Origin of the sequence: Marinobacter daepoensis DSM 16072 (assembly GCF_000421165.1) — a bacterium.
In the GTDB taxonomy this organism is placed as follows: Bacteria; Pseudomonadota; Gammaproteobacteria; order Pseudomonadales; family Oleiphilaceae; genus Marinobacter; species Marinobacter daepoensis.
On the sequence record NZ_ATWI01000009.1, the window covers coordinates 832,481 to 856,763 of the forward strand.

At 57.7% G+C, this 24,283-nt stretch carries 24 protein-coding genes; 4 read left to right on the plus strand and 20 right to left on the minus strand.

Annotation, left to right across the window (positions count from 1 at the left end):
- The first annotated feature begins 94 nt into the window (after positions 1-94).
- Both fliK and K325_RS0109370 read left to right on the plus strand, forming a co-directional pair.
- Entirely contained in the window at positions 95-1,348 is a 1,254-nt protein-coding gene (gene fliK, locus K325_RS0109365; RefSeq protein ID WP_228128424.1) for a flagellar hook-length control protein FliK, read from the plus strand.
- Positions 1,345-1,659: an EscU/YscU/HrcU family type III secretion system export apparatus switch protein gene (locus tag K325_RS0109370; protein WP_029654008.1), complete on the plus strand. Its 315-nt coding sequence runs from the start codon at positions 1,345-1,347 to the stop codon at positions 1,657-1,659. Before fliK ends, K325_RS0109370 begins: the two co-directional genes overlap by 4 nt.
- On the opposite strand, the gene K325_RS0109375 is transcribed toward K325_RS0109370, so the two are convergent.
- The 16 genes from K325_RS0109375 to flhA all read right to left on the minus strand — a co-directional run bounded on the left by K325_RS0109375 (position 1,645) and on the right by flhA (position 19,138).
- Positions 1,645-2,748, minus strand: coding sequence for an ATP-binding protein (locus tag K325_RS0109375; protein WP_029654009.1), 1,104 nt, complete (start codon positions 2,746-2,748; stop codon positions 1,645-1,647). The genes K325_RS0109370 and K325_RS0109375 overlap by 15 nt on opposite strands.
- The gene (locus K325_RS0109380) at positions 2,745-5,024 is read right to left on the minus strand and encodes an ATPase, T2SS/T4P/T4SS family (protein WP_029654010.1); all 2,280 of its coding nucleotides are present in this window, start codon (positions 5,022-5,024) and stop codon (positions 2,745-2,747) included. Before K325_RS0109380 ends, K325_RS0109375 begins: the two co-directional genes overlap by 4 nt.
- Positions 5,025-5,050: 26 nt before the next feature.
- The gene (locus K325_RS0109385) at positions 5,051-5,443 is read right to left on the minus strand and encodes a DUF2802 domain-containing protein (protein WP_029654011.1); all 393 of its coding nucleotides are present in this window, start codon (positions 5,441-5,443) and stop codon (positions 5,051-5,053) included.
- Positions 5,444-5,505: 62 nt separating this feature from the next.
- Complete coding sequence (locus K325_RS0109390) at positions 5,506-5,994, minus strand: chemotaxis protein CheW (RefSeq protein WP_011785440.1); 489 nt, start codon at positions 5,992-5,994, stop codon at positions 5,506-5,508.
- A 129-nt stretch (positions 5,995-6,123) separates the two neighbouring features.
- A complete protein-coding gene (locus K325_RS0109395) occupies positions 6,124-6,840 on the minus strand; it encodes a chemotaxis protein CheW (RefSeq protein ID WP_029654012.1) in 717 nt (238 codons plus the stop codon).
- 1 nt (position 6,841) lies between these two features.
- Positions 6,842-7,630: a ParA family protein gene (locus K325_RS0109400; RefSeq protein ID WP_029654013.1), complete on the minus strand. Its 789-nt coding sequence runs from the start codon at positions 7,628-7,630 to the stop codon at positions 6,842-6,844.
- A 190-nt stretch (positions 7,631-7,820) separates the two neighbouring features.
- Complete coding sequence (gene motD / locus K325_RS0109405; RefSeq protein WP_029654014.1) at positions 7,821-8,603, minus strand: flagellar motor protein MotD; 783 nt, start codon at positions 8,601-8,603, stop codon at positions 7,821-7,823.
- Between the two features lie 19 nt (positions 8,604-8,622).
- On the minus strand, positions 8,623-9,363 hold the full coding sequence (locus K325_RS0109410; RefSeq protein WP_029654015.1) for a flagellar motor protein: 741 nt from the start codon (positions 9,361-9,363) through the stop codon (positions 8,623-8,625).
- A complete protein-coding gene (locus K325_RS0109415; RefSeq protein WP_029654016.1) occupies positions 9,363-10,493 on the minus strand; it encodes a protein-glutamate methylesterase/protein-glutamine glutaminase in 1,131 nt (376 codons plus the stop codon). Before K325_RS0109415 ends, K325_RS0109410 begins: the two co-directional genes overlap by 1 nt.
- Positions 10,494-10,525: 32 nt before the next feature.
- The gene (locus tag K325_RS0109420; RefSeq protein ID WP_029654017.1) at positions 10,526-12,610 is read right to left on the minus strand and encodes a chemotaxis protein CheA; all 2,085 of its coding nucleotides are present in this window, start codon (positions 12,608-12,610) and stop codon (positions 10,526-10,528) included.
- A 17-nt stretch (positions 12,611-12,627) separates the two neighbouring features.
- Complete coding sequence (locus K325_RS0109425; RefSeq protein ID WP_029654018.1) at positions 12,628-13,413, minus strand: protein phosphatase CheZ; 786 nt, start codon at positions 13,411-13,413, stop codon at positions 12,628-12,630.
- A 21-nt stretch (positions 13,414-13,434) separates the two neighbouring features.
- A complete protein-coding gene (gene cheY / locus K325_RS0109430) occupies positions 13,435-13,818 on the minus strand; it encodes a chemotaxis response regulator CheY (protein WP_011785448.1) in 384 nt (127 codons plus the stop codon).
- 159 nt (positions 13,819-13,977) lie between these two features.
- Positions 13,978-14,721, minus strand: coding sequence for an RNA polymerase sigma factor FliA (locus K325_RS0109435; protein ID WP_029654019.1), 744 nt, complete (start codon positions 14,719-14,721; stop codon positions 13,978-13,980).
- A 31-nt stretch (positions 14,722-14,752) separates the two neighbouring features.
- Positions 14,753-15,565 (minus strand): MinD/ParA family protein, encoded by an 813-nt coding sequence (locus K325_RS0109440; protein WP_029654020.1) that lies wholly within the window; start codon positions 15,563-15,565, stop codon positions 14,753-14,755.
- 68 nt (positions 15,566-15,633) lie between these two features.
- A complete protein-coding gene (gene flhF / locus K325_RS0109445; protein WP_029654021.1) occupies positions 15,634-16,908 on the minus strand; it encodes a flagellar biosynthesis GTPase FlhF in 1,275 nt (424 codons plus the stop codon).
- Between the two features lie 55 nt (positions 16,909-16,963).
- Positions 16,964-19,138: a flagellar biosynthesis protein FlhA gene (flhA, locus tag K325_RS0109450; protein WP_029654022.1), complete on the minus strand. Its 2,175-nt coding sequence runs from the start codon at positions 19,136-19,138 to the stop codon at positions 16,964-16,966.
- A gap of 224 nt (positions 19,139-19,362) precedes the next feature.
- On the opposite strand from flhA, the gene upp reads away from it, so the two are divergent.
- Together upp and K325_RS0109460 are read left to right on the plus strand one after the other, a co-directional pair.
- Positions 19,363-20,001, plus strand: coding sequence for a uracil phosphoribosyltransferase (upp, locus tag K325_RS0109455; RefSeq protein ID WP_029654023.1), 639 nt, complete (start codon positions 19,363-19,365; stop codon positions 19,999-20,001).
- Between the two features lie 2 nt (positions 20,002-20,003).
- Entirely contained in the window at positions 20,004-21,260 is a 1,257-nt protein-coding gene (locus tag K325_RS0109460) for a uracil-xanthine permease family protein (RefSeq protein ID WP_029654024.1), read from the plus strand.
- A 53-nt stretch (positions 21,261-21,313) separates the two neighbouring features.
- On the opposite strand, the gene flhB is transcribed toward K325_RS0109460, so the two are convergent.
- The 4 genes from flhB to fliP are packed head-to-tail and all read right to left on the minus strand — an operon-like array spanning position 21,314 to position 24,282.
- The gene (gene flhB, locus K325_RS0109465) at positions 21,314-22,450 is read right to left on the minus strand and encodes a flagellar biosynthesis protein FlhB (protein ID WP_029654025.1); all 1,137 of its coding nucleotides are present in this window, start codon (positions 22,448-22,450) and stop codon (positions 21,314-21,316) included.
- Positions 22,451-22,452: 2 nt separating this feature from the next.
- Positions 22,453-23,238 (minus strand): flagellar biosynthetic protein FliR, encoded by a 786-nt coding sequence (gene fliR / locus K325_RS0109470; RefSeq protein ID WP_029654026.1) that lies wholly within the window; start codon positions 23,236-23,238, stop codon positions 22,453-22,455.
- 4 nt (positions 23,239-23,242) lie between these two features.
- Complete coding sequence (fliQ, locus tag K325_RS0109475; RefSeq protein WP_029654027.1) at positions 23,243-23,512, minus strand: flagellar biosynthesis protein FliQ; 270 nt, start codon at positions 23,510-23,512, stop codon at positions 23,243-23,245.
- Positions 23,513-23,520: 8 nt separating this feature from the next.
- On the minus strand, positions 23,521-24,282 hold the full coding sequence (gene fliP, locus K325_RS0109480) for a flagellar type III secretion system pore protein FliP (protein ID WP_029654028.1): 762 nt from the start codon (positions 24,280-24,282) through the stop codon (positions 23,521-23,523).
- Between the last annotated feature and the right edge of the window lies 1 nt (position 24,283).

A 24,283-nucleotide genomic window follows, 5' to 3' on the forward strand; every position in this document is an offset into this window, starting at 1 on the left:
CGGACACCCCCCTATAGCACCAGAACCTGCCCACGGCCCGGCCCCCCGGAGCTCTGGCCGCACCGGTGCCGAAACAGCTCAGGAGCCTGGCACCATGCAGACCGCCAGGGAACAACTCGCGCGCCTTCAGATTGCGGACAGGGAAACTGTACTGGCAAAGGTGGCCGACATCCTACGCCAGCAAAACGGTAGTCACGAGGCACTGATCGAGCTGCGCGGGCAATCTCTGAGGGTGGCCCTGGGCAATCGCCCTCCGGATCTTGCTATTGGTGACCTGATCAAAGTCATGAGGGCCGGCAGTACGCTGCAACTGATCGGCAAACTGGCACCCGGGCAAGAAAGCCTGATTGCCAGGGCACTGGCTCAGCACCTCCCTTGGCAACACAATCTGCAGAGCGGGCTCTCACAGCTATTCAGTGCACTTCATCAGGGGTTGAAGCCAGCCCCTCTGCCCGGACAGCTTCCCTCAACAACCCCCGTGCAACCCTTGCCCCCAGAGGCTCAGAACGCGATCCAGAATCTGGCCAACCGGCTTGCGTCCACAGAGAAGCTGGTGCCCGGGGACGGCAAGACGGCAACCATGGCACATCAAGTGCGGCAGTGGTTATCTGATAGCGGCCTGTTCTCCGAGGCCAGACTGCTCCAGAGCAACTCATTGGCTGAGGCTCAACCCGACCTGAAGCAGGTTCTGGCCCGAACGATCTCGGCCCTGTTAACCAGCCAGAACCAGGGGCCCGAGCATTTCAACCGATTGACGCCCCTCTCCAGCCCGGAGCTGTTACAGTCGCCGTTACAGTTTCCCGCCCCGCAGGCACCTGCCGCTCACCAGAGCACAGGCGAACCGTCGACCGTCGGCCATACTCTTCGGCTCCTGGCAGGCATGTTGAATCGCATTACCGTGAATCAATTGCACAGCCAGACCCTGAACGCCCGGGCTGGCGCAGAGCCCGGTATGCCAGTCAACACCCTTCTGGTGGAACTACCGTGGCTTACCCATCAACAAGAACCTCGCTTGGCGCAGATTCGCCTCGAACAATATGATCAGCACAAGGAGAGCGCGCCGGGGCCCGGGCGTGCCAGTGCCAGCGAATGGAGATTGTCGTTGTCCATGGATCTGGATGATGCAGGCCCGCTGCATTTCGATGTCAGCTTCCGACCGCCCTCGGTAAGCGCGCTGATCTGGGCCGAAAAGCAGTCTACCCTGAGAGCCGTGCATCAGGAATTGCCGCTGTTGCGTCAGAGTTTCAGTGATCTCGGGCTCGATGTGGCAGAGCTGGATTGCCGAAAAGGCAGCCCACAGCAGTCTCAAACCCGACTGGAACATCGCCTCGTGGATACCAAGGCATGACCGAAAACACACAGAACACAGCCCCAGCCGCTGTGGCGCTCAAGTATGACGGAGAGCGGGCACCGATCATTTCTGCAACAGGCACCTGGGAGCTTGCCGAAGAAATCATACGGATCGCCCGCGACAACAACGTGCCCCTGTACGAGAACGCCGAACTCGCGGGGATACTGGCTCGGCTGTCGCTGAACGAAGAAATCCCGGAAACGCTCTACCGGGTCATCGCCGAGATCCTCGCCTTTGCATTCCACATTCGCGGCCGGACCCCCGGAGATGCCCGGCCAGATGTCGATCCCGGCTCAGTAAATGAGTGACCGTAACGCCTGAACCTGCCGCCAGCCATCCCCTTCCCGCGAGGCCACGGTGGTATCAAAGTAATGTCTCAGGCGCCGACGGTCGTCGGGCTGGTCCTTCAGAGCAGAACCGATCACATGATGCATCATGTGCTCTATCGTCATTGCGCCGCCACCGTAGTACCAGGCATTCAGACTGGCAGCGTGGGCGACAGAGACCGCTTCCGCCGTTGACAGTGCTGCGCCCGCGAGCCGATCAGTGCTTCGGCCGTCCAGTGTCTGGCCATTACGCAGCTCGTGGAACATGGTTACCAGAATTTCAACGACCAACGGATCCACGGCGGGCTCAATGCCCGCGCGTTGATTGGCTTTGGCAACCTCCCGCATGACCACGTCGATCTCATCATCCAGATGAGGTATCGGGCGAATTTCCTCGAAATCCATCCGCCGCTTAAGCGCCGCGCTCATCCGGTGCACGCCTTCATCAAGGCTGTTGGACGTTGCCACCAGGTTGAAGCCTTCCCGGGCCAGAATCACTCCGTCGTCCCCGGACAGCTCCGGAATAATGACCACCCGGTCAGAAAGCACAGACAACAGAGCATCCTGCAGAGCCTGAGGGCAACGTGCGATCTCTTCAAATCGCACCAGGCGCCCTTCCATCATTCCCCGCAACAGCGGGGTGGGCACCAACGCTTTCCGGCTCGGCCCCTCGCTGCGCAGCAACGCCTCATTCCAACTGTAGAGTAATTGACCCACCTCGCTGATTGCACCGCCCTGCAGAGTCAGAGTTGAAACGCCTGACACCGCCGCAGCCAACAGTTCAGAGAGCCAGGATTTAGCAGTCCCGGGCTCACCAACCAGCAAGCACCCCCTGGACGTACACAAGGAAATGATAACTCGGACGACCATGGAACGGTCAGCGACAAACTTCCGCTCAATGCCCAGCTTTTCATCGCCCAACAAAAACTTCTCCACCCCTCTGGGCGACAGCCTCCACCCTGGCGGTGTTGGCCCCGGGTCCATGGACATCAGTTTGTCCAGTTCTTCCCGGTAGAGCACTTCTGCGGGCTCACGCTGGACTCGTCTGGTAGTCGATCTGGACTCCGTCATCCGTTTGTCCTCCGTCCGCCGCGTACTTCGGGCGCCATTCGCTCCCTGGGCAGGATTCTTGGCAGTTCCGACAACGGTATAATACCCTCAAGAACGTGATCCAGTGCGCTGTCACGCATTGTGACCAGCCCCCCATCCAGAGCCCGCCATCTCAGCTCTCCAATCGGCGGCTGGCTGGATATGGCGTTGCGGATATCGGCATCTACTTCCATATACTCTACGATCGCTACCCGGCCCTGAGTCCCACGCCCGCCGCACTTGTTACACCCCTCACCCTCAAAGCAGCGGAAGCCCGCAGGTGGCCCACCCGGAAACACTTCGGCCATAATGGCTTCGTCCGGCTGCGCTGGCTTACGACAGTGCTCGCAGATACGCTTGGCCAGGCGCTGGGCAACGACCGCCAGCAACTCACCCGCAATAGAATTGGGGTGTATCCCGAGGTCATACAGTCTCTGCAGAGAATCAACCGCATCGTTACAGTGCAGCGTCGATAGCACGACATGACCGGTCTGTGACGCCCGAATCGCTTCCAGCGCCGTCTCCTGGTCACGGATTTCACCCACCAGGATAACGTCGGGGTCTTCGCGAACAAAGGCACGCATCGCATCGGCAAAACTGAAACCAATCTCGGTGCGCACCCGGGTCTGCTGGATGTTGTCGATGGAGTATTCAATGGGGTCTTCAACGGTAATGACTTTGCGCCGGCCATCATCTGCCAGGGTCTGTAGCCCTGCGTAAAGCGTGGTTGACTTACCAGAGCCCGTCGGGCCGACAACGAGCACGAGCCCGGCCGGATTATCAAGCAGACGCTGATAACGGGCTCCAATCATTGGCGACATTCCCAGTTCCTCAATGGTCATCGCCCGACCGGTCTGCGGCAACAAGCGGATAATGGCATTCTCGCCATGCAGCGACGGCTGAGTCTGGATTCGCAGATCGTAAGCAGTATCACCGAGCTGCAGGCGCGACCTCCCGCCCTGGGGTAGCCGGTGTTCGGCAATGTTCAGCTCGGAACGCAACTTGATGACATTGATGACTCCCCGGATCTCCCGGGCAGACAACTGGTATTGCGGCAGGTCATGCAGGTCGCCATCCACCCTCAGGCGGATACGGACACGATTCTCATATTGCTCGATATGAATATCACTGGCCTTTTCGCTGACGGCATCCAGCAGGATGGCCTCATAAACCGATACCAGATAGGGACTGATGTGCTTGCCGTTATCCCGGCCCAGCACATCGTTACCGGCAGTCCCGGGAGCCACCGCATTTCCTACCGAAACACCCTGTTCAGCCACAAACCGACTGCCTTTTACCGTCAGGTCCAGCGCTGACCAGATCCGCCTGAAATCCGTCGGCGTGACCAGCAGGCATACAATGCGGTGCTTCGGCGTCAGCCGTTCCAATTGATCGGTCCGGGCATCCGGGTCGTCGGTGACTACCGTCAGTGTTGTGTCTTCTTCGGAAACAGGTATAACACGAGCCAGATCGAGAAACGTGCGGGAGAATCGCCGGAAAAGATCGGTGTTCAAGTGGCCGAGCACATCATCACCTTCCGTAAACGTCATCCCCCGTTGCCGGGCTAGCGACCGATAGAGCTCGCTTTCTTCCAGGTTAAGCTTTCGGCGCAACACATCCAGAACCCGCTCATTGCCACCGGCCGCCTCCTCCCGGGCTTCCTTGAGTACGGTGTCGGTCACCAGACCAAGGTCAATCAGGATCTGTTCGGAATTACGATTGAAGTCTACCCAGCCCAGTGTTCGCTCACGCTCCAGCTTATCGCCTTTGCGGCGGAACAGGGCAACACTGGGCACAGGGCCAGCCCGCCCCTCCAGACAAACCAGCGCCCCGCCCTCAGACAGACAGGGCAAAAGCGCGCTGGGGGTAGCAATGAAAGTGGTACACAGAATCAGATCAACCGGTGCATCAACCTCCAGGCCTTGCTCAGCCGAAGCCTGCACTACATCCACGTTGTGGCAGCCACGGTCAAAAAATCGATCCCGCGCTTTGTCGACCAGAGCGGGATTCCGGTCAACGTAGATAACCCGCTGGGCCAACCGGGCCAGCACCGCCGTCATATATCCGGACCCACCGCCAATGTGCATAACCACCTGGTCTGGCTCAATCTCAGGCATCAGGCCCAGCAGATGACCTACGGTTTCTTCTCGTGGAATGGAGTGGCCGGTTATGGAAGGAATCAGATCGGCACCGGCAACGAAATCGGCGCGGGAAACAACCGTGAGGGCCTCACGGGCCCTCTGATAGAGAGTCTTCATTCAGCAGCATCCGTGTGAAGGCCGGATCAGGCTGCCTGTCGCCTCTTGAGTGCAGAGACCAGCTCAGCCTCCGGACGGGAAATTCCGCAGGTGTTCATAAGATCGTCGATATCGGCCCCAAGATCAACCAGCCGGGCGGCTTCGTCGTAGGAAACCCGGAGAGGATCATTCTGGCGCATTTCATCAAGGGTATTTTTCAGGTCATGGAGCTGGCGCTCACAGGCCACCAGTCGCTGCCCAACCCCAAGGCTACCGCTGGTGGTCGCATGGAGCTCCCGCCCCAGAGTATCACAACGCTGTTTCAGTGTGGCCTGTAACGCCCGGATGCGTCGACCATGAATAACGCCCTGAACCAGGACCAGAATAATCGCCGTGGCAGTCAGGCCCCAGGGGAGCCAGGAAGGAATGCTGGAACTCATAATGGACGTCTCCGTTGTGGTTGACCACCGAAAGCGTCCATCACTGCGCTGAATAAAGCCGGTTACAGCGACGCGATTTCAGCCCACTCGTGGTCTGACAGCATCTTGTCAAATTCGACGAGGATGATCAGCTCGCCGTTCTTGTTGCACACGCCCTGGATAAACTTGGCGCTTTCCTCGTTACCCACGTTCGGTGCGGTTTCAATCTCACTGGCCTTCAGGTAAACCACCTCGGCCACCGAATCCACCAGAATCCCCATAACCTGGCTTGAGGATTCCATCACAACGATCCGGGTGGCATCGGTAACTTCCGCATCCGCCAGTCCGAAGCGGCGACGGGTATCAATCACCGTGACCACATTACCCCGCAGGTTGATGATGCCGAGCACATAATCCGGGGCTCCCGGAACCGGCGCGATCTCCGTATAACGCAAAACCTCCTGAATCTGCATCACATTGATGCCATAGGTTTCATCGTCCAGGCGGAAGGTCACGTACTGCAGTACCTGATCGTCCTGGGCCTGATTTTGCTGTCCGCTCGGGGATGCCATAGCACTCTCTCCTTCTCGGCTGCCCGGCGGGCAACCTGATCGTCAAAAAAACATCATCAGTGCCCAATACTATAGTTAAGGGCACAAACCGTGCCAGCCTGGCTCGGTTTCATTCCGTAACGGAATCGCTCAGCTAAGATCCAGGTGGTGTTCCTGTTCAGCCCGCGCCAGCAAATGAGCCATCGTGCGTACGTCAATGAGCGCACACATATGGTCAACCACCGTCCCCGCCAGCCAGGGGCGTTTGCTCCGCGCTGTGCGCCATTTCACCTCTTCCGGCTTTAACGTAAAGGACTGGGCAACTTCATCACAGGCCAGCCCCCACTCACTATTGTCCAGGCGGATCACGAAACGGTAGTTGTCCCGGACACCCTCCGGCACCCGGCCCGCCATAATCCATTCTGCAGTATCCACGACCCGCAGATTATGATCCCGGTCCGGCCGGATCCCCATGTACCACCGGGGACTTCCCGGTAGGGAACGTATCTCTTCTTCAATGCGATGGACGGCTCCCAACAGAACCAATGGTACCGCCAACTGCAGCCCTGCCACGGTAAAAATCAGGCATTCAAAAGGCTCTCCAGACCAGTCTGGCCGGGCCGGAGGCTCTGCCTCATACTTATCCGGCCCCCCTGTCGGTTCGGGCTCAGGCGTCAGGGCCGGCTCAGCAACGACCCGGACAGGTTCAGGAGTTGCCACGACTACGGGCTCTGCAACCGAAGCTGGCTCCTGAATCACCGGCTCATCTTCCCGGGCACTGCTGGTTGCGGTCTGCAGCAAGTCGTCAAGATAACTGGCGATGGCCGCCTCCGGCGCGGCCAACTGCGTCATTTTTCTGTCAGCCATGCTAACGCTCCGTCAACGAGCCGGTTCGTTTCAGGAGTTCATCCAGCAGGTGCTCATAAGCGCGGACGCCGTGAGTCTGAGCGTCCAGCTGTGAGGGGATAACCCCTGCCTGACTGGCATCCCGAAACTTGGTGTCCACCGGCACGGCAAACCGCCATAGATTATCCTGGTATGTCTTACGCAGCAGATTGAGGCTTTTCACCGACGCCTGGGTTCGCCGGTCATACAAGGTAGGAACAATCAGATAGGGCAGCTCGTTTTTTTGTGACCGCATGATCATCTGCAGCGTATGGAGCATCCTCTCCAGCCCCTTGATCGCCAGGAATTCGGTTTGTACCGGGATAACAAGAAACTGAGCGGCTGCCAGCGCATTTACCATCAACACACCCAGAGACGGTGTATTGTCGAGAATTACATAGTCAAAATCGTCCCAAAGCTGTGCCAGGGCACGGGATACAATCAACCCCATACCCTCAACACCAACCATACGCCGCTCCAGAGTGGCCAAGGCCGTGCTCGCTGGCAGGAGCGACAGGCCCGGGCAGGCCGTCTCGGTGATCAGTTGTGCCGGTAATCCATCGGGCACCTTGCCCTGATGCTGAAACAGATCAAACACACTGTGGGCAATGGTATCCGGATCATAACCAAACCAGCTGGTCAGAGATCCGTGTGGGTCGAGGTCAACCACAAGCACCCGCTTGCCTCGCTGAGCGAGAAGCCCGCCCAAAGCAACCACCGAGGTTGTCTTGCCCACACCACCTTTCTGATTGGCTACAGCCCAGATACGCACACTTTGTACTCCAGTTACGACATCGGCCGGCACACCATGCCAGCCTATGTTCATCTTATCGGCAAGAAAACCGGTAACTTGAAAGCCGAATCAATGGAATTGCGGCAAGCCCTTGCCGATTCGAACCACGAACGCCAGGTAATACAGGAAATGTGCCAGCTCCGACATACTCACCCTTACCTGACGAGAGTCAGCGCACCGCTCCCCGGATGCTGGCATCCCGGGATATCAGCAATACCACCCTCCGGTTACGGCGGCGCCCTTCCTCAGTGTCGTTACGGGCAACAGGCTGGAATTCACCATACCCTACCGCAGCCAGGCGCTCTGGCTCGACACCTTCCATCGTCAGCATTCGGGCAACCGCAGCAGCACGGGCCGTCGACAACTCCCAATTAGACGGAAAACGGCTGGTGCGTATGGGCTGATTGTCAGTGAATCCCTCAACTTTGACGGCGTTATCTCGCCCTCTGAGAACCCTGGCAATCTTGTTGATAACCTCAAAGGAATCGTAGTGAGGTTCAGCATCGCCGCTGCTGAACAGCATGCTGTTGGGCAGGTTCAGTTCGAGCCACTCGTTGCTGGTTTCCAGACTGACCACGCCCTGGCTGATCAGTTCATCGAACTCCATCGCCAACTGATTCGCCATCGTACGCAACGCCTGGGCTCGCTCCTCGGCATCCAGTTCGGGCGACCCCGGGGCACGGGTGACTGGCGGCGGAATGATGTTTTCCTGAGGTTGCTGCGGCAAACGTGCCGGCTGGTCACCAACACTGACCGGCTGCAACGAGCGCTGGGGGGCATTAAACACGCCCGTAAAGGTGTCCGAGAGCACTTTGTACTTGCCCTCATTCACAGACGACACGGAATACATCACCACAAAAAAAGCGAACAGCAAAGTGATGAAGTCCGCGTAGGAAATCAGCCAGCGCTCCTTATTGTGTAGATCATCCTGGGGGGGTCTGCGACGACGCATAGATAGCCCTGGTCCGCTGCTACTGCAGGAAGCCCCGCAGCCTCAGCTCAATGGATTTAGGATTCTCGCCCTCCGCGATGGCAATGAGACCATCAATCATCATGTCTTCGTAGCGGGTGCGCTCCCGGACAATTCCCCGCAACTTATTAGCGATAGGGAAAAACAACAGGTTAGCCAGGGCAACACCGTATATGGTCGCCACAAAAGCCGTGGCAATCCCGCCACCCAGTGACTGCGGATCTTCAAGGTTGGTCATAACCTGTATCAGCCCCATGACCGCGCCAATGATGCCAATGGTAGGCGAATACCCGCCCATGGCCTCATACACCTTTGCCGACTCCAGATCCCGTTGTTCACGGGTTTCCAGATCCACCTCCATGATGCCGCGAATCGCGTCCGGTTCGGCACCGTCAACCAGCAACTGAAGCCCCTTACGCGCAAAAGGCTCAGGCTCTCGCTCTGCCAGCCCTTCGAGCCCCAGCAGGCCCTGTTTACGGGCCTTGACACTCCAGTCAATCACTTTGCCGATACCGTCTTCCAGAGAAATATAGGGGGGAACGAAAACCCAACGAACCTGGCTGACCGCTCGTTTGAGCATCGGCCATGAGGTTTGCAGAATGGTCGCCGCCAGCGTCCCACCAACCACAATCAGCCCGGCGGGGGCATTGAACAGTGAGCTGGCAGCGCCTCCTTCCAGCAAGTTGCCACCAAGAATGGCAACGAACGCCAGAATGATTCCGAGCAGACTCAGGATATCCATCAGCGAACGCCCTCAACCAGTCGGGCTCCGATCTCATCCAGCGCAAGGACTTCATCGCTCAGCCCGGCCTTGGCCACGGCCATGGGCATGCCGTATATGACCGACGTTTTTTCATCCTGAGACCAGACAACCGAACCGGTCTGCTTCATCATCCGGCAACCTTCCTTGCCGTCGGCTCCCATGCCGGTCAGGATCAGGCCCAGTGTTTTACCCGGGTAGCTCCGGGCCAGCGAACCGAAGGTCACATCCACGCTTGGTTTGTAGTTGAGGCGATCGTCTCCGGGCAGAATTCTGACCCTGGCCTGCCCGCCCCGACTTTCAACCATCATCTGCTTGCCCCCCGGCGCCAGCAACGCAAGCCCGGGACGAAGTACGTCTCCATCCTGGGCCTGACGTACTTCAATACGACACAGGCGATTCAGACGCTCGGCAAACGCGGGAGTAAAGCTGGCAGGCATGTGCTGCACCAGAACAATGGGGGAGGGAAACGTCGCCGGCAACGCGGTCAGCACCTTCTGAAGGGCAACCGGACCGCCAGTGGAAGTCCCGATCCCAACAACACTGTAGTGTCTTGCCTCGGTTTTTCTGGGTTTGCGAACCGGTTCTCTGGCTAAAGGCTCTGGCCGATGCGCTGGCGAGGCAGTGTGACTCCCCCGGGTAGCCAACGGTCGACGAGATTCCGGCGCTGCCACGGCGGGTTTTGGACTGGTAGTGGCCGGGCGAGACCCCGGGCGACTGCCCGCAACGTCAAGAACCCGCTGGATCAGGATTTTCTGAAGCTGACTGGTGTCCCGCGCAATCTCCTCAAAATTCTTGGGCAGGAAATCCACCGCTCCGGCTTCCAGCGCATCAAGCGTTACTCTGGCACCTTCGTACGTCAGGGATGAAAACATGAGCACTGGCGTCGGGCGTTTACGCATGATCTCACGCACCGCTGAGATGCCGTCCATCACCGGCATCTCATAATCCATGGTAATAACGTCTGGCATAAGCGACTCGGCCAGCTCAACGCCTTCACGCCCGTTCGTGGCAACACCGACCACCTTGATCTGGCCCGAAGCCGTCAGAATCTCCGTCAGTCGCTTTCGAAAGAAGCCCGAATCATCCACGACCAGGACAGACACTGTCATCCGTTTCTCCTAAACAATCCCGGAACCGCCAATCAGCCGTAATGCTGCAGCAGACTTGGTACGTCAATAATTAGAGCGATACGACCATCACCGGTAATCGTGGCGCCCGCCATTCCCGGCGTGCCCTGCAGGGCGCGGCCAAGCGGTTTGATGACAACCTCTTCCTGGCCAATCAACTGATCCACCACAAAACCAACCTGCCGGGTCCCCATGGCCACAATCACCACATGGGCGTTATCGGGTTCGGCCTGTCCCGCAGCCCCCCTTACCAGCCAACGCTTGATGTGGAACAAGGGGAACACCTTATCGCGCACCACAATGCACTCTTTTCCATCCACAACGTTGGTCTTGGTCAGATCCAGATGAAAAATCTCCACCACGTTCACCAACGGCAACGCAAACGACTGGTCGCCCAGCATGATCATCAATGTTGGCATGATCGCCAGCGTCAGAGGCACCTTGATGATGATGCTGGTGCCCTTGCCCTGCTCAGACATAATGTTGATCTGGCCGTTGAGCTGGCCAATTTTGGTTTTCACCACATCCATGCCGACGCCACGGCCGGACACATCAGAAATCTGCTCTTTGGTAGAAAAACCAGCCGCGAAGATCAGGTTAAAGCACTCATTGTCCGTCAGCCGATCGGCAGCATCCTGATCGTACAGCCCTTTCTCCACAGCCTTTCGCCGCAATACATTCGGGTCCATGCCGGCACCGTCGTCTACGATCGACAACAGAATGTGGTCCCCCTCCTGCTCGGCCGACAAGGTCACGGTTCCGGCCCGGGGCTTACCCGACCTTTCACGAACATCCGGCGCCTCGACACCATGATCCACCGAGTTTCTGACCAGATGCACAAGCGGATCTGCAAGCGCCTCAACCAGGTTCTTATCCAGGTCGGTGTCTTCGCCGTGCATCACCAGGTTGATCTCTTTGCTGAGGCTGCGAGCGAGATCCCGCACTACCCGGGGGAAGCGGCCAAAAACCTTTTTGATGGGCTGCATCCGGGTCTGCATGACTGCAGCCTGCAGGTCGGTTGTGACCACATCGAGGTTGGCCACGGCTTTGTGCATATGCTCATCTTCACTCTCCGAACCAAGTCGCTGCAGGCGGTTACGCACCAGCACCAGCTCGCCCACCATATTCATGATGTCGTCCAGGCGCTTGGTGTCTACTCGAACCGTCGTTTCAGCGACTGGCGCGGCGTCACGGGCGGGCGCTGACGAAGGCTTGGCGGCCGCTTTGATTTCGCCCCGGCGTTCCGCTTTCCCGGGTTCAGGCTTGGTGGCAGGCTCTGGCTTGGGAGCCGCGCCGGCTATAGCCGCACTTGGGCCAGCGCCTTTACCGTGGAGCTCGTCCAGCAGGTTTTCGAATTCGTCATCGGAGATCAGGTCGCCGCTTGCAGACTCCACACTGCCAGCATCACTGGCCCTCGCAGAAGGCTCATCATCTGCAACCGCTGCCCCGGAAAACTGTCCCTTGCCATGAAGCTGATCAAGTAACGCCTCAAACTCGTCGTCAGTAATCTCATCATTGCCTGAGGAATCTGGGGGGAGAGCGCTTTCCTCAGAGGGTTCCGAAGTCTCTCCATCGGAGGGGGCATCGGCGAGTGCATCGAGCAGCTTCTCAAACTCTTCATCGGTGATGTCGCCCTGATCCGACTCACCAGGCCCGACAGCCCCGGGCCCTGACGTTTCTTGCGTCTCTTCGACCGGAGCTTCATCGGATTCTGGCCGGGCCAGCTGATTCAGGGCGTCGATCAGTGCCTCGGGAGCCGGGGTAGGCTCTTCCCGGTTACGCACTTCCTCAAACATCGCATTTACGTGGTCAAGGGCTTCCAGCACCACGTCCATCAGTTCGGAAGTCACCTGACGTTTATGATTACGCAGAATATCAAACACGTTTTCTGCGGAGTGACAACAATTCACCAAGGCATCCAGCTGAAGAAAGCCGGCCCCGCCTTTAACGGTATGAAAGCCACGAAATATGGCGTTAAGCAGATCGCTGTCCTCGGGATGCTGCTCCAGATCCACCAGCTGCTCCGACAACTTTTCGAGTATCTCGCCAGCTTCTACCAGGAAGTCCTGCAGGATCTCTTCATCAGCATCTAACGCCATGCGTTACCCTCTTATTATCAGAATCCAAGACTGGACAGCAGATCATCCACGTCGTCCTGTCCCGAAACTACATCGTCCCGCTCATCGGCCTTGATTTGTGGCCCTACCCCTTTTTCGGCCGACTCTTCCATTTCTTCAATCTGGTGCACCGTCCCGGTCAGCTGATCCACGTGACTGGCCATAACCACCAGACTGAGCAAGTTGTCTTCTACTTCCTTCACCAGCGCCGTCACCTTCTGGATGACCTGTCCGGTCAGGTCCTGAAAATCCTGAGCCAGGAGAATTTCTGACAGGTTCTGGTACAGATTGTCGGAATCGGTCGTCAGGCCGGCAAAAAACGTATCGATCCGTCCATACAGCTCGCGAAATTCGGCCGGCTCCATTTCCCGACGGCGCAGTCTCTGCCATTCGTCCCGGAGAGCAACGGCTTCATCACGCATGGCATGGGCCACTGGCATACTTTCCTCAACCAGATCCATGGTCCGGTTGGCCGCCTGCCCGGTCATCTGCACAACGTAAGCCAGCCGGTCAGAGGCATCACTCATCTTCGACAGCGCTTCTTTCTGCTCAGCGCTGCGCGGGTCTATCTGGAAATTCCGGATTGCCTCGTGGAGACTGCGGGTCAGGCGCCCCACTTCCCGGTACAGACTCTGATCGCGAACCTCACTCAGATCATTGATCAGGGTCATCGCCTTTGCATAATTGCCGGCGTTAACAGTATCCGCCAAGTCGGCGGCCTGCTTCTGCAGCTTCTCTGCCACGTCCGGATCAAGGCCCTGATGGTTCTTTTTGGTATCACTCATGGCGAGCCATCCGACCTCTGGTTACTGGATTCGTTCGAATATCTTCTCGATCTTTTCCTTCAGGACCGCCGCTGTAAACGGCTTAACCACGTAACCGTTCACCCCGGCCTGAGCCGCCGCAACGATCTGGTCCCGCTTGGCTTCCGCCGTCACCATAAGGACAGGAAGGTTCTTAAGGTTCTCATCGGCCCGAACCGCTTTCAGCAGATCAAATCCGGACATTCCGGGCATGTTCCAGTCCGTCACCAGGAAGTCGTACTTGCCGCTTCGGAGCATCGGCAACGCGGTGTTGCCGTCGTCTGCTTCATCCGTGTTGGTGAAACCAAGATCCCGCAGCAGGTTCTTGATGATGCGTCGCATTGTGGAAAAATCATCCACAATGAGAATTTTCATATTTTTGTCCAATGGGACCTCCAGTCAGTAACACCCGGAATTCATTCAGCCTTTTGAGAGTCTAGCAGGCCGCTTTCATAACCGCTTATTGTGTGATGTTTGGGCGCGTTGTAAAGCGCCGGTTACCAAAAGCTACACAGCCTGCGAACAGAGAAATATCTCTCCACCGGGTCAGGCCGGAACCGCATCACGCCAATCGGCCAGCCGACTGCGGAGCCGCAAGGCAGCCTGGCTGTGAATCTGGCTTACCCGGCTCTCGCTGACGCCCAGGACAGCGCCGATTTCCTTAAGGTTAAGCTCTTCCTGGTAATACAGGCTCAGCACCAGTTGCTCACGCTCGGGCAGCTGTTCAATGGCCTCAGCCAGACTTTTCTGAAACGCGCCGGAAGCAACCCCATCCAACGGATTATCGCTGGCTTCTGCTTCTTCTAACGGCAACTCTCCCGATTCATTGAGTTCATCAAGACTGAAAAGCCGGCCACTGTTGGCGTCCGCCAGTGAGGCATGGTATTCACTCAGGCTGATACCCAGCTCATCCGCGACCTCCGCGTCCTGGGCCTCCCGGCCCGTGCGGTCCTCCACCACTTTGATCGCGCCGGAGATTTTCCGGGCATTGCGGTGAACAGACCTGGGGACCCAGTCCCCTTTGCGGATTTCATCCACCATGGCGCCGCGAATGCGAATACCAGCGTAGGTTTCGAAGGTGGCCCCTTTCCCGGAGGAGTAGCGCTGGGCAGCCTCAAGCAGGCCAATCATTCCGGCCTGCATCAGATCATCAAGCTGCACCGACGCAGGGAGTCGGGCCATAAGGTGAAGGGCGATTTTCTTGACCAGCGGAGCGTGCTCTTCAATCAGTGCTGAAGGACTCCTCGCACCGGCCTGATGGTATATTCCCAGATTTTTCGCCAATGTCATGCATCCGGTTTCTTGTGGGGCTGGATTCAGATCAGACTTCGACGAGCCGCTCCACGAAAAACTCAAGGTGGCCCCGGGGGGTGGACGGCAATGGCCAGCTATCGACCTTTTCAGCCAGGGCACGAATGGCCAGAGATGCCTTGGCTCTCGGATAGGCATCCAACACCGCCTTCTGACGCTGAACGGCTTTCTTGACGGCCTCGTCGTAAGGCACGATACCTACGTATTGTAGTGCGACATCCAGAAAACGCTCGGTGACCCGGGTCAGTTTTTCAAACAGATGGCGGCCTTCCTGCTCGTTCCGAACCTGATTTGCCAGAATCCGGAACCGGTTGGTACCGTAGTCCCGGTTCATGAGTTTGATCAGCGCATAGGCGTCAGTAATCGACGTTGGCTCATCACAGACCACCAGCAGTAACTCCTGCGATGCTCTCAGAAAACTGACAACAGACTCGGAAATACCTGCTGCAGTATCCACAATCAGAACGTCGATCTGATCACCCAGTTCACTGAACGCGTTGATCAGACCAGCATGCTCCATGGCGCTGAGCTGGGTCATTCTCTGGGTACCGGATGACGCTGGCACAATTTTGATGCCTCCAGGCCCATTCACCAGCACATCCTTCAGATCACACTCACCGTTCAACACGTCCTGAAGATTCCGGTTTGCAGTGATCCCCAGCAATACATCAATATTGGCCAGCCCAAGATCTGCGTCCAGCAATACCACCCGGCGCCCCTTCTGGGCCAGAGCAATACCGAGATTGACCGAAACATTGCTCTTGCCGACGCCGCCTTTGCCGCCGGAAACCGCAATCACCTGAACCGGATGTGGTCTGCTCATACTGTTATCAGTCTCTTACTACGTTCTTATACGGGCACGCATGCCACGTGTTCATAATGCCGGCAGAGTCAGGCGCCCTCGGCGACGGCCTGAGCATTCTGCAACCCTTTGAGCCTGTCTACCCCCTGGCGCACCAACGGGATGGCTTCTGCTCTGTGAAGGTCCTCCGGTATCTTCTGGCCGTCGGTATACCAGGACACCGGAAGGCTGGTTTCCATCACAAATCCCAGCGCCTCACCCAGAGTCAGGGCCTCATCAATCTTGGTCATGATGCAGCCTGCAAGGTTTGCCATCTTATAGCAATGCCACACGGATTTCATAATACGCGGCTGACTGGTTGCCGACACCACCAGATGCGTGCGAATCGCATGATGGCTTCGGGCCAGCTCTGCCAGCTGCTCCTGATAGCCCCGGTCTGCACTGGTCAGGCCGGCCGTATCAATCAGAACCAGATGTCGGTCAGACAGCTCATCCAGGATGTCATCCAGAGAATGACTTTCGTCCACAACCCTCACTGGCACATTCAGTATACGCCCGAACACAAAAAGCTGTTCATGGGCAGCCACCCGATACCTGTCTGTGGTGACCAGCGCCAGAGAGTCCGGCCCGTGCTCCAGAACATAGCGAGCGGCCAGCTTGCCAATGGTCGTGGTCTTTCCGGAACCCGTGGGGCCAACCAGAGCGTACACGCCACCAGCATCCAACCAGTCCTCCCGGGCCGTTCGAACACCGGTTGCCAGCATTTTCAAGGATCGCTTCCAGCCATCCTCAAGCCGCCCCGACCGGTGCTGCCGAGACAAAGATCCCGCCAACTCTGCGCTCAGCCCGAACTCCTGCAAGCGCTCAGCCAGGCGCTGCTGAACGGCATTGTTCCCAACATCCCGGGAGGCTGACGCTGATCCCGCACTGACAAGATCTCTCAGAGAGCTGATTTCTGCCCGCATGCTGGCCAGCTCATCCGCATAACCAGCGGACGCGTTCGCCGGGGCCACCTGAACGTCAGACACCTCAGTTGCAGGTGCCGTACTTTGGCAATACGAAAGGCCATTGGCCCTTTGTTCCCTGACCTCGCGGATGCGGCTGCGAGACCGGTTCAATTCATCTTCAAGCCGGAGATGCTGTTCCGCCTGCATCTCCGCCAGGCGAGAGCCGTTTGTGGCTTCGGCGGCCTTCTCTCCCAGCCGCTGCCGCGCCATATTTTCGTCGTAATCGAGCGCCGTCACAATTTCGACACCCCCTTCCACCCGGCGATTAGACAGAATCACGGCATCAGGCCCCATTTCATGGCTGACCTGTTTCAGGGCTTCAGCCATGGACTTCGCAAAAAACCGTTTCACTTTCATGATGCTGCTTCCTCCCACCGGCAAGCCCTGAGGCTCTCCGAGATGCTCCGACGAATTATTGTCCGACGGAGGCGACTATCGTGATCTGTTTGTTGTCCGGGATTTCCTGGTACGAGAGCACGTGCAAACGCTCCACCCCATAGCTCGCAAACTTTGCCAGCACCGGACGCAAAGGCCCGGAGACCAGCAGAATAGCGGGCTTGCCGAGCATCTCCTGCCGCTGCACGCTGTCTTGCAGAGAGCGTTGCAGCTTTTCAACCATATTCGGTTCAAGCACCAGGCCAATGTCATCCTGACCGCCGGATTGTTGACTCTGCTGGACAGACTTTAGCAATAACTGTTCCAGGTCTGGGTCCAGCGTAATGACAGGAATTTCCGAATCATTTCCACAGATGCTCTGAACAATCATCCTTCGCAACGCCTGACGGGCCACCGTGGTCAGGATTTTCGGGTCCTGACTCTTAGGATGCACATTCACGATGGCCTCAGCGATGGAGCGCATATCCCGGACAGGGACTTCTTCTTTCAGGAGATTCTGCAACACTTTCAGCAAGATGCTGATGGAAATCGTGGTGGGAACCAGCTCCTCGGCCAGCTTGGGTGAAATCTTCTCCAGCTGATCCAGCCACTTCTGAGCCTCTTCATGGCCGATCAGCTCATGCGCATGAGACTGCAGGATCTGATTCAGGTGGGTGGCAACGACCGTACTGGCATCAACCACCGTGTACCCCAGAGTCTGGGCCTGATCTTTTCGGTCAACCTCAATCCAGATGGCATCCAGCCCAAAGGCTGGGTCTTTGCCGGCAATCCCTTCCACTTTTCCAAACACCTGCCCCGGATCAATGGCCAGCTCACGCTCCGGATGAATTTCAGCCTCAGCAATAGTGACCCCCATGAGGGTAATCCGGTAAACGTTTGGCATCAGATCCAGGTTGTCGCGGATGTGCACAGAAGGCATCAGAAAACCAAGGTCCTGAGACAACTTCTTGCGCACCCCTTTGATCCGGCTCAGCAACTGGCCACCCTGAGATTTATCCACCAGCGGGATCAGCCGGTAACCCACCTCCAGCCCGACAATGTCCACCGTGGCAACATCGTCCCAGCCCAGCTCCCGGGTTTCTCCCGGCGCCGGCAAGGCCTGGCCCTCGCCGCCAGACCGATCCGGTGCAATGTCGGCGCCCGGACGAACCGCCCCACCCGCCAGGCCGCTACGCCCCACAAAATTGCCGGAATCCTCAACCGTCTGCCGTTGTTTCTTCCAGATCAGCCAGGCGGCCCCGGCCGCCAGCAAGCCAAGCCCCAGAAACGCCACGTGAGGCATGCCTGGAATCACCCCAAGAAGGAGCAGAATGCCGGCAGCGATTCCCAATGCCTTGGGAGCGCTGAACATTTGCTGAATGATCTGCCCGCCCATGTCCTGGCTGGACGTCACACGGGTCACCATGATTGCCGCCGACGTCGACAACAGCAGAGAAGGAATCTGGGCCACCAGGCCATCACCAATGGTCAGCAGCGCGTAGCGCTCCATTGCAAGCCCGAAGTCCAGGCCATGCTGCAACATGCCAATCGCGATGCCGCCAATGATGTTAATGGCGAGAATCAGCAAACCGGCGACGGCATCGCCTTTGACAAACTTCGAGGCGCCGTCCATAGACCCGTAGAAATCGGCCTCCTGGGCAATTTCAGAGCGTCTGGCTTTGGCCTCATCCTGATTGATCAGGCCGGCGTTCAGGTCGGCATCAATAGCCATCTGCTTGCCTGGCATGGCATCCAGGGTAAAACGGGCGCTGACCTCAGATACCCGGCCGGCACCCTTGGTAACCACCAGAAAGTTAATAATCATCAGAATGGCGAACACCACCAGCCCCACAGCGTAGTTTCCGCCGATCAACACCGCCCCAAAGGACTCAATCACCTTACCGGCGGCATCCCCACCTTCGTGGCCATTAAGCAGAACAATCCGGGTGGACGCGACGTTCAGCCCAAGGCGCAGCAAGGTCGCCACCAGCAACACCGTAGGAAATGACGCAAATTCCATCGGCCGGAGTGCATAGACACACACCAGAAGAATGACGATGGAAAGCGTGATATTGAAGGTAAAAAACACATCAAGGAGAAACGCGGGCATCGGCAGAATCATCATGCCCAGCAATCCCATCAGCATCAGCGGGATACCCAGGTTCCCCCGCGTCAGGGATTTGACGTTATTAAGGACGAGTGCTCGGTCCATGCCGGAATGTCTCCACGTATCTGGGGTTGCAGGTGAGGTCAGGGTCGGAAATCTGACGCCTGCTGTTGCCTTAGCGGAGTCACCGCAAGAACCGTACCAGCCCGGCAAGAGTTGACGCAGAACACACTTACAACGCCTGACGCAGAGCGCGAGATACGGTATCCTTTTCGCCATTTGCGATAACACAATTCAAGCAAGAACTCCAAACACACAGGTGACCCCCCATGCCGATCCACGAAGTGAAGCACCCCCTGATCCGCCATAAGCTGGGCCTCATGCGCCGCGCCGACATCAGCACCAAGAACTTCCGGGAACTGGCACAGGAAGTTGGCGCGCTGCTGACCTACGAGGCCACCAAGGATTTCAGTCTTCAGGAAAAAACCATCGAAGGCTGGGCCGGCCCGGTGTCGGTGGAGCAGATACACGGCAAAAAAATCACCATTGTCCCTATCCTGCGGGCAGGGCTGGGAATGCTGGACGGCGTGCTAAGCCTGATCCCGGTCGCCCGGGTCAGTGTTGTCGGCCAGATTCGCAACGAAGACACTCTGGAGGCCGAGACCTATCTGGAAAAACTGGTTGGTGAACTGGACCAGCGTATGGCTTTGATCATTGATCCTATGCTGGCCACAGGCGGCTCCATGATTTCCACCATCGACCTGCTCAAAAAAGCGGGCAGCACAGAAATCCGGGCGCTGGTGCTGGTAGCCGCGCCAGAGGGCGTGGACAAGGTTCTTGAGAAGCACCCGGACGTTTCCATCTACACGGCATCGCTGGATGAGTGCCTGAACGACAAAGGCTACATCCTCCCCGGCCTTGGCGATGCGGGAGACAAGATCTTCGGCACCAAGCAGAAGGACGTCTGAGCATGCAGGAATCTACCAACGATCCCCTGTGGAAACAGGCCATCACCGGCTCTCAGATGCTCTTGGTCGCCTTTGGCGCTCTGGTACTGATGCCACTGATTACCGGCCTCGACCCCAATGTCGCGTTGTTCACCGCCGGGCTCGGCACCCTGATTTTCCACATCGTCACTGGCGGACAGATCCCTATCTTTCTGGCATCCTCGTTTGCGTTTATCGCCCCTGTGCTTGCGGCCAAAGGACGTTTCGGCCTTGAGGAAACACTGGGTGGCCTGATGGCCGCAGGTATTCTCTACATTCTTCTCTCGGGCGCCGTGCGCCTGCGCGGCACCGGATTTATCACGCGTTTGCTGCCCCCGGTAGTGATCGCACCGGTCATCATGACAATCGGACTGGGGCTGGCTTCCGTCGCGGTCCACATGGCCTCAGGCAGAACGGGTGACGGCGAAGCCGTGCTGGTGCCCTATGACACTGCCATCTGGATTGCCATGGCGTCGCTGGCCGTAACCATCACCATGTCGGTCTGGGCAAAAGGCTTTTTCAGGTTAGTGCCCATCATGTTCGGCGTGGTTGTTGGCTACCTCCTCTCCTGGTTTGCGGGCATCGTCGATACCACCCCCGTTCAGCAGGCCGCCTGGTTTGCCGTTCCGAACTTTGTCGCCCCAGCCTTCAGCTGGGGCGCTATCCTGTTCATGATTCCCGTCGCCATCGCGCCAGCCATCGAACACATCGGTGACATTCTGGCCATCGGCAACGTTACCCGGAAAAACTATCTGGAAAAACCGGGGCTGCACCGGACCCTGCTTGGTGATGGCCTGGCAACCAGTGCCGCATCCCTGCTCGGCGGGCCGCCAAACACCACGTATTCCGAGGTGACCGGCGCGGTCATGCTGACTCGAAACTTCAACCCGAAAGTCATGTGGTGGGCCGCTTGCGTGGCCATTGTGCTGGCCTTTGTGGGCAAATTCGGTGCCGTGTTGCAGACCATCCCGGTGCCGGTCATGGGGGGAATCCTTTGTCTGCTGTTCGGCTCCATCGCCGTTGTCGGCCTGAACACCCTGATTCGTCACCAGGTAGACCTGTCTCAGTCCCGCAACCTGGTGATTGTAGGCGTGACTCTGGTGTTTGGTATCGGCAACATGGTACTGGGTCAACTGGAAGGCATTGCTCTCTGTGCTGTGGTCGCCATCGTTCTGAATCTCATCCTGCCCGGCGAGCGCGAGGCCTGGGGCAAACGGATTCACGAACACGACACCCACTAACCCAGGCACTCCGATCTGAGGCCCTCGAAACCGGTACGTCCGGCCAGAGGGCTTCAGACATCCCGGCGCATCTCCGGAGGAATCGGGAAGTCCGGCATTCCCGGTTTGGCCCCCCGGCCCTTGCGGAACTGACGTAACTGGAACACGTAGGCAAGCACCTGGGCAATGGCCATATAAAGCCCGTCAGGTATTTCTTCCCCAATCTCGGAATTGTGATAGACCGCCCGCGTCAGGGGGGGCGTACGCAGCACTTCCACCTTGCTTTCCCGGGCGATCTCCATAATCTTGAAGGCAACCTCATCGGCACCTTTGGCGACAACAACTGGTGCGCCCATCGACTGCTGATCGTATTTCAGTGCAACGGCGTAGTGCGTGGGGTTGGTGATCACCACATCGGCCTTGGGGACGTCCTGCATCATCCGTCGCTGAGCCATCTCCCGCTGCAGCTGGCGGATTTTGCCTTTGACTTCCGGCTTGCCTTCGGTGTCCTTGTACTCGTCCTTAACCTCCTGCTTGGTCATACGCAGCTTTTTCTGGTGATCAAATATCTGAAACGGTACGTCAATCATCGCAATGGCTATGGTGGCGCAAGACAGAAAAAAGAAGCTCCAGCCCAGGGTCCATAACACATGTTCCATCGCCGGAATGGTCGGCTCTTCGGCGATGCTGAGCAGGTCGTCAGTGCGCAGGTTGAGAATCAGAATCGCCACCGCCATGACCAGCCCGACTTTGGCAATGGCTTTCACCAACTCAATCAGAGAGCGTATTGAGAACATACGCCCAAGCCCCTTGATCGGGTCCATTCGATTGGCCTTGGGCGCAATGGCCTTGGCACTGAACAGCAAGCCGCCAATGCCAATAGAACCCGCGATGGCGGCAATCACCAGCAGGATCAGGATGGGAGAGAGGGCCCAGGCAGCTTCCTTGGCCGAGATAATCAACTGAACGCTCATATGTCGGGTATCAAAAATCTCTGAGCGTTCCAGCACAAAGGCATCACGCATGATGCCCTCAAGCGCGCCTCCCAATGACGCCCCGAACAGCAGCAACCCTCCGGCACCAGCCAGCAGAACCGCCATGGTCGCCAGTTCCTTGGAACGGGCGGTCTGCCCCTCCTCCCGGGCTTTTTCCAATCGCCTGGGGGTGGGTTCTTCGGTTTTTTCCTGACTGTTGTCGTTCTCTTCAGCCATGGCTAAGGCTGCCCCTGTAACGCCCGCATGAAGTCAAAGGTTTCCCGCGTGTACTGATCAAAGTGTGGCAGGAAGTTGGCATGCAATACCCAGATAGCGAACAGCCCAAAAATCAGACCAATGGGAAAACCCAACGCAAAAATATTCATCTGGGGTGCGGCACGGGTCATCACCCCGAACGAAATATTGACAATCAACACTGCCGTGACAGCCGGCAGAGCCAGCAACATGGCAGAGGCGAACATCCAGCTGACCCGGTGCGCCAGGGCCCACACGCCGCCCTGCCCCAGGCCTTCCAGGCCGATGGGCAGAGTATGGAAGCTTTCAATAAACACCTCAAACGCCACCAGGTGGCCATTCATCACAAGGAACAGCAAGGTGATGGTGATGGTATAGATCTGTGAGAGCACCGGTACGTTTACACCATTGGCAGGGTCCACCATAGACGCAAACCCAAGCCCCATTTGCATGGCAATCATCTGGCCGGCAATAACGAACAACTGCCAAAGGGCGGTCAACGCAAAACCAAGGCCCACACCGATGAGGATCTGTTGCAGGGTGATTACCACAGCCTCAGCACTCAGCGCCTCTATCTGAGGCACCGCAGGGATCAGGGGAGTAATCAGAATCGTCATGAGCAGTGCCAGCCCAAGGCGAACTCTGGCGGGGACCAGCTGCGTCCCAAAAACAGGAATCACCATCAGGAAACTGGCCAGCCGGAACAACGGCCAGATATGCTGCCCAACCCACTGGCCTATCAGATCCGCACTGAACTCCACCGGGCCCATGATCTCAGCCAATCAGGTAGGGAATACGGGAGATCAACCCGTTTGCATGATCCAGCAGGGTCGTCAGCATCCAGGGACCAGCAGCGATGATCACGATCAAGGTAATCAGAAGGCGAGGCAGAAAGCTGAGGGTCTGCTCGTTAATCTGTGTGGCGGCCTGAAAGGTACTGACCACCAGACCAATCAAGAGCCCCGGGCCAATGATCACCGCCGATAACAGTACAATCAGCCAGAGCGCTTCCCGCAGAATATCGATCACCGTTTCGGGAGTCATATGGCCTCCTAGATTCCGTAGCTGGCGGCGAGAGTTCCCATAATCAGAGCCCAGCCATCCACCAGAACAAACAGCATGATTTTGAACGGCAGAGAAATGATGATCGGCGACAACATCATCATCCCCATCGCCATCAAGACACTGGCTACAACCATGTCGATGATCAGAAACGGAATAAACAGTATAAACCCGATCTGGAATGCCGTTTTCAGCTCACTGGTCACGAAAGCCGGCATAAGCACCCAGAACGAGACGTCCTGAGCGGTTTCATACCGAACGTCCGCAATCCGCATGAACAAAGCCAGGTCGTCTTCCCGGGTCTGCTCTAGCATGAATTTCTTAAACGGCTGGCTGGCCAGTTCCACCGCTTCCAGTGATGTCACCTCTTCCTGCAGATAGGGCTGGAGCCCCACCCGATTGGCCTCTTCCAGTACCGGCTTCATGATGAAGATACTCAGAAACAGGGCCAGCCCCAGGAGGATCTGGTTGGAAGGCGTTGCCTGTAACCCCAGAGCCTGCCGAAGTATGGCAAACACGACAATGATCCGGGTGAACGAGGTCATCATCATGAGCATGGCGGGCAGGAACGTGAGCGCTGTCATCAACGCCAGAATCTGCAGGGTTACCGAGTATTCTTCGGTGCCGTTTTCCCCGGGCTCAACGGTAAACGCGGGAATTCCTGGCAGATCCGCCAGAGCCAGCGCCGGAGCACAAACGCCAGCAGACAGAAACAGCCAGGGGAGGTAGCGCCTGATAGTGTCCAGAACCATC